General features: G+C 43.8%; 8 protein-coding genes. 5 read left to right on the top strand and 3 right to left on the bottom strand.

The genetic code is table 11. The features are described 5' to 3' along the window. Nucleotides 1–16 precede the first annotated feature (16 nt). From NST58_RS02195 to NST58_RS02210, 4 genes are all read left to right on the top strand, one after another. A complete protein-coding gene (locus NST58_RS02195; protein WP_076276054.1) occupies nucleotides 17–724 on the top strand; it encodes a hypothetical protein in 708 nt (235 codons plus the stop codon). A gap of 11 nt (nucleotides 725–735) precedes the next feature. Beyond that, a complete protein-coding gene (locus NST58_RS02200) occupies nucleotides 736–1,836 on the top strand; it encodes a toxic anion resistance protein (protein WP_036687432.1) in 1,101 nt (366 codons plus the stop codon). Nucleotides 1,837–2,294: 458 nt separating this feature from the next. Further along, complete coding sequence (locus NST58_RS02205) at nucleotides 2,295–3,083, top strand: formate/nitrite transporter family protein (protein ID WP_339246001.1); 789 nt, start codon at nucleotides 2,295–2,297, stop codon at nucleotides 3,081–3,083. Nucleotides 3,084–3,274: 191 nt separating this feature from the next. After that, nucleotides 3,275–4,891 (top strand): ATP-binding protein, encoded by a 1,617-nt coding sequence (locus NST58_RS02210; protein WP_339246004.1) that lies wholly within the window; start codon nucleotides 3,275–3,277, stop codon nucleotides 4,889–4,891. Between the two features lie 93 nt (nucleotides 4,892–4,984). Here the strand turns inward: NST58_RS02210 and NST58_RS02215 are convergent, their stop codons facing one another. Next, nucleotides 4,985–7,267, bottom strand: coding sequence for a TPM domain-containing protein (locus NST58_RS02215; RefSeq protein WP_339246006.1), 2,283 nt, complete (start codon nucleotides 7,265–7,267; stop codon nucleotides 4,985–4,987). Between the two features lie 175 nt (nucleotides 7,268–7,442). After that, nucleotides 7,443–7,586 carry a hypothetical protein gene (locus tag NST58_RS02220; RefSeq protein ID WP_167348483.1) on the bottom strand — a complete coding sequence of 48 codons (144 nt, stop codon included), beginning with the start codon at nucleotides 7,584–7,586 and terminating at the stop codon, nucleotides 7,443–7,445. Between the two features lie 305 nt (nucleotides 7,587–7,891). Between NST58_RS02220 and NST58_RS02225 the strand changes: the two genes are divergently transcribed. Beyond that, nucleotides 7,892–11,014, top strand: a complete 3,123-nt coding sequence (locus tag NST58_RS02225) for an EAL domain-containing protein (protein ID WP_076219205.1) — start codon at nucleotides 7,892–7,894, stop codon at nucleotides 11,012–11,014. Nucleotides 11,015–11,131: 117 nt separating this feature from the next. On the opposite strand, the gene NST58_RS02230 is transcribed toward NST58_RS02225, so the two are convergent. Continuing rightward, a complete protein-coding gene (locus tag NST58_RS02230; RefSeq protein ID WP_339246009.1) occupies nucleotides 11,132–12,226 on the bottom strand; it encodes a GGDEF domain-containing protein in 1,095 nt (364 codons plus the stop codon). Nucleotides 12,227–12,332 lie beyond the last annotated feature (106 nt).

The raw sequence follows: 12,332 nt of genomic DNA on the forward strand, positions 1-12,332 counted from the left end.
ACAAGAGGTGAGAAAAATTAAATTTAAATCGAAAATATTGCTGTATGCCGGTATTGGCTATGTTGTCGCTGTATTAACGAGTTCTTTTTTGCCTGAGTTACTCTCCTTGCTGTTGCCTGTAGCGGGTGCAGCGGTAGGGGTTCTTGCAACGAGAAGTCCAAGAACCAACCTTCCGGCTGAGGTGCTGCCAGCAGGTCCAGAGACGGTGCCTGTTGCTCCAGCTCCCTCTGCAAATGCTCCGCAATTACCTAGTGCGGCAAATAATGCTGCACCAGGTAATCCGGGCAATAGTGGTAGAACTGAGGCCGAACCAACGAAGATTGGACCGGAATTTGCTCCAGTAGTTGAGTACCTTAGCATTCTGGAAGATATGATTATCTCCGAGGGGCAGAAGGATACACTGGACAATGAAATTGTCGAGAAATCACTGGCGCTTTTTGCGAGACTTCAACGTGTAATTCCGCTGCTGCAGGAGCTCAATAATGGCGATATTAATCATACGGTCCGCAGATTGATTCTGAAGGATTTGAATGGTGTGATTAACCCATTTTTGCGCCTAAGTGGTGAAGCGAAGACGAAGAATCGGAGAACGCTGCTGAACGGTCTAAGAGATGTTGATTCCAAGATATCGGATATTGCTTCGACGATCGAACATAAAGACCTGATGGAACTTCAGACGAAGGCGGAACTGATTCATCAGCGGTATAGCAGTTCCGAATTATAGGAGGGAAACCCATGTCCACGCAGTTGATCCAATTAAAAAAAGAAGATGAACAAAAGGTAGTCGAAGAAGCCGCACAATTGATCGAGAAGGTATCCCAGACAGATACAGTCACGTTGGATTCTTTAATGGATGATATCGGGAAGCTTGGGGTGAAGACGCAGGAAAAAGCAGGCCAAACCCTCAAGCTGTTGGATCGTCCGGTAAATGACCTGATGTCCGGCAAACGTGTTGAAGTGCCTAACATGATTATGAAGCTGCGGAATGAGTGTGAAAATCTGCAACAGAGTAAGAATGTTAGCTTTTTCGGCAAAATGCTGCGGAAGAGTCCGATGAAGAACTATGTGTACAAATATCAGTCTGTCCGCACAAATATTGATGCGATTGTTACTGGTCTACGCGACGGCAGAGATACCCTCGAAGAGAGTATTGTAAATATGCGCCAGCTGAAACGTACCTCTATGGAGGAGATCTATAACCTTCAAACCAAAATTGCCTTCGGCAATAAGCTAAAAGAGCTGTTCGAGGTGGAGATTGCGAAGCCTGAGAATGAGTTCCGTAAAGCTTATCTGGAGCGTGGTCTGCGTAAAGTGATGGTTCGTATTCAGTCCATGACAGAGATGATTCTGCTCTACAATCAAGCGATTGCTGCTACAGATATCATCAATGACAATAATGATAAACTGATCGATTCCGTAAATAATGCGATTGATAAAACTTCTAATCTGATTACAGTGTCGGCAATGATTGCGATGTCGCTGGCCGATCAGGAGAATGTTATCAACGCTGTAGAAGCAACAAATAAGACGATTGAAGATCAGTTTAAAGAAAATGCACGCTTGCTGCGTACGACTACAGAAAAAACGACCGAGCTTCTATCCAAACCTTCCATGTCTATGGAAGCCGTGAATCAAGCGATCGGCGATCTGCTTAGCGCATTGGATACTTCGGAACAGTCAAACCGTCGTATTATCGAAAGCTGCCAGGATTATACATCCAAAATGACGACGATCAATACCCAACTGGGCAATCGTCTAGGACTCAATGAAGCGGACAAGCCTGAGGCGCTGAAACAAGGTGAAGCAGAGAGCCAACTGAGCAGCTTCTTGAACTAATTGTTTTAAAAAAAGTCCGTAAAAATATAGCAGAGCAGTGAGCCTTCATTTCTGGGGGTTCGCTGCTCTGCTTTTTTTTGGATATGAAGTAGCTTGCTTCAACTACATAGGCGTAAACGTGATCTAATCAAATGAAGTTTACTGTAGCCAAACATAAAGCCCTATTCAAATACATAAGTTGTCACAAGACTACATGTGGAGGAAGTGGGGATAGGCTATGGTTTTAGGCTGTTTGATACTCGTGCTTATCATCGTCGCCAGCAGTGAAAAAGCAGAAGCCATTGCTAAAATGAATGAAGACAATTAGCAAGAGGTAGCTTCGCTTCCCCGTAAGTATTCAGGGATTTTTTGCCGCGAGTTGGTTCAAGTAATTTCCAGCGGGTTATTGGGTATAATAACGCAAGGCTGTCGATTAGCCCATAATCAGCTGGAAATACCAAAATCCCTAAGGAGGTCACATGGAGAACGAGGCACTGCTTCAGGTTGAACAATTAGCACTTAAGAAACAGAAGATATTCCGGCAAAGCGTAATGCGCTATATTGCCAGAGCCATGCTGGCCAGTATGTTTATCGGATTCGGTGTAATTGTAGCATTTAAGACAGGCAACTATTTCTTTATGGAGCAATCCCCCTTTGCATATCCAATGGCTGCGATTACTTTCGGAGCGGCTATTATTCTAATTTCTTTTGGTGGTGGGGATTTATTCACCGGAGATACTTTTTATTACACATACACGGCACTAAGACGGAAAATGAAATGGTCTGAGGTTGTCCGCATGTGGATCATGAGTTATATCGGTAATATTCTTGGGGCTGCCGTTTTTGCCTTGCTGATTTTTTTGACAGGACTGTTCTATAGCTCAGATGTAAACGGTTTTTTGCTATATGTAGTGGAGCATAAGATGGAAGCCCCGGCAGGTCAGCTTTTCTTTCGGGCTATTCTTTGTAACTGGCTCGTTTGTATGGCTTTTTTTATACCGATGAATATGAAAGGCGATGGGGCCAAAATGTTCGCCATGGTCTTATTCGTATTCTGTTTTTTCATCTCCGGTTATGAACATAGTATTGCCAATATGTGTACCTTTGCGATTGCGCTTGTACTTGATCATCCCGGAACGGTATCGTGGTATGGCGTGGTGCATAACCTTGTCCCCGTTACGATCGGCAATTTAATTGGCGGTGGCGTACTGATGGGGGTAATGTATTATTATGTGAATAAACCTTTTTTGGATGGCACTAAGCATTAACAGAAAAATAGAAAATAATAATCCTCCAAAACTTCGCTCTTTTATAGGGTGGAGTTTTTTTGTGCAGAAAGTTATTTTTTAACATTGGGATTATTTGATTTTTAAGGATTGAAAAGGATTAGAGGGAGAGAGGTAGAATACATAATTATGCAATGCAAAATTGAAGATTCATACAGAATGGGGTAAGGGCTTTGGATGAGACAACAGGGATACTGACGGATGAGACCATTATTAAGGCTTCCAATCAGCATTGTATTGACCAAGGAATTGATCCTGAGCAACCGCCTGTCTTTGCAAAGGGATATTCTACTGATGAATTGGGGGCACAGCTTAGCGCATATAGTGAAGTGATTGAGGTTATCGAATTTTTTGTCAAAAAATTTCTTTCCTCAGTCAAAGGGAACCCGATCCTAGTTACGATTTCGGATGATGCAGGTTATCTATTGGCGTTCCAAGGAGATGCGACGATTATTGATCTCGTAGGACAGGTAGGCATCAAAGAAGGCGTGCAGATGAACAAAGAAGTGGGTACCAATTCAATCGCTTTAGCCCTTGAATATCAGAGGCCATTCCAGCTGACAGGACGAGACCATTTCCATCATATTTTGCATCATTTAGTATGCTGTACAGCTCCATTTTATAAAGAAAATGGGCAAGAAATTTTAGGTACAATTTCATTTATGGCAGATATAGATGTAGCCCATCCCCATTTGCTGCCTCTGCTCTGTACGATGGCTGACTCGATTGAACGTGAGATTTTGTTGCGGAGAGGGAATTCTCAGCTGCAATTATTAAATCGGATTTTGCTAGAGACCAATTACTTAGGGGTAATCATAACAGATCAATTCGGAACAGTCGTGAATATAAATGAGAACGGTTTAGCTATGCTTCATTTGGGTGGTGAGCATCAAGAGTCTGTTGTTGGAACTAGTGTCTTTGAAATTAGGAATGTGGGCGCATACTTTCAACATGTCATCATACATCATGTCGCATGTGCCGGGTTAGAAGTGATTCAGGAGAAAAACGGGTTGTTCGAGCATTATATGTTAGATGTACTACCCGTTTACGATGCGAATGGTTACTTAGCGCGTGTGATTGGAAGTTTGCGCAACATCACGGAGATGAAAAGAACGGAAGAAGTGCTGCGCAATACAGAAAAGCTAGTGGTCGCAGGACAACTGGCTATGAGCATTGCACATGAGATCCGCAATCCCCTGACTACGGTGAAAGGGATGCTTCAACTGGCTAATAAAGATTCACGACTGCTGCATTATGATCTCATTATGTCTGAAGTGGAAAGAATGAATCTCATTGTGAGCGAGTTTCTTATTCTGGGTAAACCGCAGGCTGCGCATTATATGACTGAACAATGTAGCACGATCCTGCTGGAAGTATTGAATATCTTCGCGATTCAGGTGGAAATGAATAATATAGTGTTAAATACAAAGATCCATTATGATGCTGAGATCGAATGTGACCGCAATCAGATTAAGCAGATTTTCCTCAATATCCTAAGAAATTCAATGGAAGCTTTGCCTTTTGGCGGGAGCATTACAGTGACTCTTGATGTGAAGGATGAATTCCAGGTGATTACCTTCACCGATAATGGAGAGGGTATGAATAAGGAAGTTCTGGAGAAATTAGGAGAGCCTTTTCACACGACCAGAGGCGATGGAAATGGACTTGGCTTCATGATTGTCAAAAAAATCGTGACTGCCCACAGAGGATATGTGGCAATAGCTAGTGAAGAGGGAGTAGGCACGGCCGTTACAATTTATCTTCCGATGGCACATTCATACCACAAATGAAACAGCAATAATAATTCATAATTAAAAAGACTCTTCCGCCCATATAAGCGAAAGAGTCTTTTTGTATATCCATTTGCATCTAATGGTGAGGAATTACCACTTAGAGCCACCCGATGAATTTCCACCGGATTTGCCGCCGCCACCGCCCCAAGAAGAGCCGCCGGAGGATTTGCCGCCACTGCCGCCACCACCCCAGGAAGAGCCGCCGGAGGAACGTCCCCCACCGAATCCGCCTGAAGAAGGAGGACCGGAGGACATCCGTTTACGGGCTTGCGCACGCCGCTGTTGCTCTCTCATCATGGCTAGCTGGGCAAGCCGTTCTTCCTCTTCCTTTTGGCGAACGATTCGGTTCGCTTCATTCACAAAGGAAGTGATCTGAGCGTCATAAGCGTGGCCAATCGATTCCAGTTCCTCCAGGTTGTAAGGCCGGGAGGACAACCGTTGCTCCAACTGGCTATATTCCGGCAGTAAGGATAACTCAAAGCGGATTCTGGAAGACAAGCCTCTGCTGTGCAGCATTCGCTGGGTCGTCTCTACCCGACTTTGTCCTTCGGAGAAGAGACGTTGTACTTTATCCAGTCTTTCATTTAATACATTTAGACTTTCAGAGACGCCGTCATATTGCCGGCCAGCTTCATCCTGCAAGGACAGCAAGCGCTCCAGCGCATCGTGGGCCTTGTCATATTCGCCCCGTTCATCACTGGTCCAGTTCTCAATTTGCGCCACTTCACCTGCGCCTTCCCGAAGACGTGTGCTCCACTCTGTCAGAATGTTCTCTACGCTAACTATATGCTGTTCTTCGAAATGTACACGTGCTTCTGTAATTCGGGCCTGCAGCTCGTCTCGCCGCTGCTTCAAGTGGCTCCATGTGGTGCGGAATGTCTCTAGATCTCTGCGGTTATTCTGCCGCAGCAGTGCTTGCTGCTCTGTCATAGCAATAGCTTCATCCAGAAGCAGATCTAGTCTGGCGCCGATTCTGCGCACCTCATCCATATCTCCTATACGCAGCGGCGCTTCAAGAGTCAACGATTCTACGCGGGCCTGCTCTAGGTGGTCATATGGCTTAACCTTCATATTGTGCAGTAAATTCTGTTCAATGATCCCGGTGATTTTGGCACGTGCCGCAGCTAATACCGTAGGAAATTTGTTTAGCTTATCATCATAGAGATCAACATCCTTCAGATCCTGTTCGATTTTTTCCTGACGTTCTTGTGCATCCTCGGTAACCTCTTGTGCAGCAATGGGATCAAAAAGCTCCAATTGGTCTGCCTTAGCAGTTTCCTCCGCAAGCTCCTTAAGTTCCTCTACAATTTCTTGAAGCTCATATCCGGTTTCTTTAACTGCACCTTGCAGCTGTTCTTCAAGCTCTGGCGTATCCTCTTTCAGCTCTGTAATACGCTGTTTGACATTGCGGTCAGCTTCGCTAATGACAGCAATGTGTTTCTCTTCCTCTTCAAGCGCTGTGCGGAAGGCAGCTTCGGTCTGCTGCAATTGTTTCACGGCTGTCTTGAGGGCAGCCAAACGATAAAATGCTGGCTGAACGCCTTGACCTTCGCTTTGTAGTGCGGAGATTTCAACGAGCTTGGCGGACAGCCGCTTGGAAATACCTTCGACTAGCTCTCCCGTCTTCCCTTGAACGATCCCTTGAAAAGGGTTTAGCGATTCCAGTGCCCGATTTGCCTGGACCATTAAATTAGATAACTGTTTCTGTTGCTCGCTAAGCTGCTTGCGTCGACGCAGACCTGTAACCATTACAAAGAGTAGAAGGAGGATTAGAAGGGCTCCGATAAGAATCGCTGCAATCATAAACATGGAGCTGCTGGAGCGGTTTACATCATTCCCGACCCCGGCTGCGCTCCCGCTTCCTGCGGTTCCTCCAGTATTGCTGGCACGATCTCCGATGGAATGGATGGCATTAATCAAAGCCTTTGTCCCGCCAGCGAAGTCCCCTTTTTGGGCATAAGGAATGAAATAGGTGTCGAGCAGTTTTTGGATGGCTGAACTTCCCGAGGACCCTCCCTGATTCTTAGACCAAGTATTTAACGAGCTTTGAAAGCCTGGATTTAAGAAATTTAGCTCAATGGACTGGTCACCAGCGGAGATCAGCAGTAGAAGATCCCGCGTGGACAGTTTCCACGAGTCGTAAACCTTGTCTGCATACTTATCAGCTGGAGTACCGTCTGTGGAATCTACAGTGAGTACATGGATGGTCATGAGTTCTCCAGTGGCGGTAGCAGAAATAGACGCGGCTTCTGCGGAACTGAACATTTCAGCGTTATCGGTAACAAATCCCTGCTGTGCAGGAATTCCAGCGGCGTATGCACCAGGTACCCATAACAGGCTGAGCATTAAGAATAAAGCTATATACTTTTTCAAGCTGACACGCTCCGATCTGAAGGACTTTTTATTCAATATATTATGCTGATAATTATACTATATCATTAACCATCAGGTGACCTGGAGATACTCCAATTATTATATAGTTATGTCTGCATACCAACAAAAAAAGCCATGCCCCTAAATAAGGGAACATGGCGTATAATCGGAAGCATTATCTTGTCGGCAGACAGAGAATGTATTGCAATCTGGATTTAATTTCTTTTTGCCATTTCAAATCTCCAACTTTAACGGCAAGATTGAGCAGATCCAGATAATCGTCAACCTGTAATGTTGTTCGGGTAGAGGTAACGTTCATGGGTGATCAGTCTCCTTTTAACTTAAATATAGTAAATTGAAATTATTAACGCTTATAATAATGATAATCATTATCAACGTTTATCGTTATTGCTATTATCCACATTTTCTCTGTAAAAAGCAATATAAAAATCAAGACTTCGTAACTTTTATCATTTACAAATAAAAGAGTCCATCGAAAGATGGGGATTTGCGTATAATGTGTGGTTTTAGGAAAGAATTAGCAGGAATCTTACCATATTTTGTCGAATACTTTTTAGAATAATGCTTTAAATTCTAAATTTTAGCAAAAAGGGGAATTGGGCAATGAAGCGGTGCACAATGTTGCTTCTGATTATTTTTCTGCTTTTGCTCGTACCTCCTACAGCCGCTCACGCCGAAAGAGAGGATATAAGGTACCAAGTAGAACTGGAATATCCACCTTATAAATATGTAGAAAACGGGTATTTGACCGGGTTTGATATTAATTTGAGCACGATGATTTTTGAGAAGCAGGATTACCTTATTCACTACAGTACTGGGCAATGGGATGAAGTATACAGTCGGCTGATTCAAGGAGATATTGAAATAGCAGGTCTTATGGCAATTACGGAGTCGCGTAACCAAGAGGTGTTATTTTCAGATCCAGTTATTAAGAATTATATTTCCATCTATGCAAGGCGAGAGCTTGAGGATGAGATCGATTTAAAGACGTTGGGAAGTTATAAGATTGGGTTAGGGAATGGACAGTATTCTGCAACCGTGCTGAACAGCAAGGTGGGGATTACAAATTACATAGAATATGCAACGACTCCTGAAGCTTTGAAGGCTTTAGAAAAGGGGGAAATCGACCTTCTATTTGAGAATCAGGAAGTGATTGATTATCTGATTGCTGAACAGAAATTGAAGGGGAGTATTATCAAAAAAATGAGCAATCTCTACCCTAGGGATGTCGCTTTTGCAATAAGTAAATCCTCTCCGGAGCTAGTGACTTATGTTAACGAGAGATTGGATCGCCTGCATCGTTCAGGTGCTTTTGAAGAGCTGTATCAGCACTATTTCTTCGTTCATTCAGATTATTATAAAGTTATGATGCGCAATAGATTTATTGTGGGAGCCATTATTCTGCTCGGCCTTCTGATCATTAGTGCGGTTTTGCTAAAAATGTATATTAATCACTTACGGCGGGCGGTTTATTCGGAACAGCAATTTTTTGAAGATGTAATAGAGCATAGCGGTATGGTGGTTTGGGCTGTGCAGGCGGATAAAAAGGTAGTTCGGTTTAACAATTACGCTGAGCGAATGACGGGCCTATGCGAGAATGAAGTAGTGGGCAAAAACATTGAGGATATAGAGGGGCTGACAGGCAGTACGGCGGCTATTCGGAATCTGTTGGAAAGGGCCGTACAGCTTGACTATGTTGATAATATCGAGCATAAACTTCCAGACAATTCGCCAGCAGCGCGGTATTTTTCATTTCGGACCACCTTGTTGAAAGGATTGGATAAGCAGGCAGCTGATATTTTTGTGCTTGTAGGAGTGGATATCGATGAGCGCAAACAAAATGAGCTAAGGCTTCAGCAAAGTTATGAGGAACTGGAAGCTACTTACGAAGAGCTGTCAGCGACAGAGGTCGAGCTACAGGAGCAATTTGCTAAGCTGCAAGTAGGTGAACGACGGTTCAGTCTCGCGACAGAGGGTTCTGGTGCATACATGTGGGAGCTTGATTGGGAGACAGGACTGTATAATCTATCGGATCGCTGGTACAAGCTCATGGGCTATACGGAGGATGAAATCAATTCTTTCGAAAATGGGGTGCTTAGTATTATTCATCCCGATGACCAGCCATCATCCCAAAAGGCAAGACATGATCATCTGGCAGGTTTAACACCTATCTACGAGACGGAATACCGCATGCGGACCAAAGATAATCAGTTCGTCTGGTTTGAGGTAAGTGGTAAAGCTATCGTTGATCCAAAGAATGAAGTTGTGTTATTTATCGGTTCGCTGATTGATATTAGTAAGCGGAAGCAGGTAGAGCTAAAGCTGAGCAACAGTTATCAGGAGCTTGAGGCAACCTATGAACAGCTTACAGCCACACAGCAGGAGCTTGTAGAGCAATACGATATGCTGGTGGAGAATCAAAAACACATGCATCGTCTAGCTTATGTGGATGAGCTTAGTAATCTACCCAACCGTGTATGTCTACTGGAATCTATGGAGAAATATCTGCAATGTTCAGGAGGCAAGGCGGCGCTGTTGTTCGTAGATACCGATAATTTTAAATACATCAATGATACCTTAGGGCATAAATCCGGTGATGTTCTTATTCAGAAGGCTAGCAAAAGGCTGCAGTCGGTGGTGCGGGAAGGAGATATGCTCTCTCGGCTCGGCGGGGATGAATTCGTGATTTTTATTAAGGATATAGAAAACCACGAGGATGTGCTAGACCTGGCGGAGCGTATCATGAGAGCGTTCAGGCAGTCCTTTTTAATCGGAGAGAGTTATTTGTACGTTTCCGTAAGCATCGGAATTTCCTTTTATCCGGAAGATGGGGAGACCACCGAGCAAATCTTAAAAAATGCGGATGTCGCTATGTACCGGGCAAAAGAGGATGGTAAGGGGACTTATGTGGTATATGACAAATCTATGCATACTGCGTTTAATGAACGGATGAATATAGAGAAACATTTGCGCAGTGCCATGAATAATAATGAGTTTGAGTTATATTATCAACCGCAGGTGGATATCCAGTCTGGATTAATCTCTGGTTTTGAGGCTTTAATTCGCTGGAATAGTCCAACGCTGGGCTTTGTATCTCCACTTTCCTTTATCAAAATCGCCGAGGATTCCAGGCTGATTATTTATATTGGAGAATGGGTGCTTAGGGAATCGTGCATCTTTATGAAGGGCATTCAAGATCGTATGGGCATTCCTTACAAGATATCAGTTAACATTTCCATTATTCAACTATTGCAGGATGATTTCGTCGAGATGGTGCAGGAAAGTCTGGCTGAAAGTGGGCTAAAGCCTAGTTGTCTTGAACTGGAAATCACCGAGTCTATTTTTATGGAATCGTTTGAGAGTATCGTGAATAAGCTTCAATTCCTCAAATCCCAAGGCATTCGTATTGCGCTGGATGATTTCGGAACGGGATACTCATCTCTTAGTTATTTGCAGCAATTGCCGATTTCTACGCTTAAAATGGATAAAACCTTTATCGATTCGCTTTCGGAAAAAGCTTACAGCCAGTCTTTTGTGCAGACCATTATACAGCTGGGCCACAATATGGGGCTGGAGGTCGTTGCGGAGGGAGTGGAAGAGATCAGCCAGCTGGATTTCCTCAGAAAATCGGGCTGCGATAAGGTACAGGGATATCTGGTTAGCAGACCTGTTCCGAAGCAGGAAGTGGTGGAGCTTTTGGAACCGCAGAAGCGTTACGGAATATAGCAGTGGATACACAGCCCTCATCTCAAGGTGGGGGTTTTTGGTATGAAATGCTTCTGAAATTAAGGCTTTGCAAAAAAACAAGCTCCGACAGATAAACAGCATCTGTGGAGCTTGCCATTAGCTGATGACAATTTTGTTCTTCCCGGTGTTTTTAGCTTCGTAAAGTGCATTATCAGCCTGCTGAAAAGTAGAATTTTTGGAGTCTGCACCTGTGTAATCATGCATCCCGATACTGACGGTTATGCTTTTCCCTTCCATTTCGGCAAAAGGGGTATCGGCGACTTTGGCTAGAATTTGTTGCATGATTTCATAGGATTGTTCAAAGGTTTTGGTTGTCAGAATGACAATGAATTCCTCGCCCCCGTACCGCGCGGCGAAATCATCAGGACCGATATACTCGAGCAGGATCGCTGCGACTTTTTGTAATACGATATCTCCAACGGAGTGTCCATAGCAATCATTTACTTTTTTGAAATTATCGATATCCATAACGGCAAGCTGCATGGAGAATGGATTACTCTGCTGATGCTCGATTAGCCAACCCAAATATTCGTGAAAAGTCTTGTGATTATACAGATCAGTCAGGGGATCTATCTTAGATAGACGATCCATGATTATATTCTGAATGCGTAATTCCTGTTCTGACTTGACGGAGTTCTGCAGGGATTGCATCAAATCACGTCCACGAACGATTACTGCAAAACCTGCCAAAGCAGTGCCTGCAAAAATAAGAGCGATAATGATTGTTTGGGTGATCGGGAAGTACTCGTGAATGGATGTCTTGGTGAATAAAATGATCGTGTACAGTAGAGAAATAGCAGAAGTGGCTATCATATAACTGCTCTTCAGATAGATCATCGAGACTAGTAGCGGGAACAGCATAATTAATGATTTAACATGCAACTCATCGCTGAGATTGACGATAATCAAAACCGCAAATAGATGGCTTGCAACCGTAATGGCGAGTTGGGCCCACAGAGGCCTCCATCTATAGATTACTTCTAGAATAATGATCAAACTCACTATGATGGAATCAGAAATCAACGAGTGCTCAATATAATCGTTCCTGGTTGGGGTTTCCGGACGCTGGCTCCATAAGGATAGAGAAACAATGAACTGAATACTTAAATACACAATCAGGATGATCCAGAATGAATTGAGAAGCACACGATTCCAATAGGTCTGACGAGGAGTTTGAGGTGTGGCGCGCATAATGTGATCCTCTTTTCCAGTGGCAATATGCTTATATATTCGACAATAAGCTCAGGTTTCCTCTTGATGGCTTTCTTGGAAGCGGGAGTTAAACAAGCATCTTTAT

It is taken from the genome of Paenibacillus sp. FSL R10-2796 (assembly GCF_037965315.1).
Lineage (GTDB): Bacteria > Bacillota > Bacilli > Paenibacillales > Paenibacillaceae > Paenibacillus_AQ > Paenibacillus_AQ odorifer.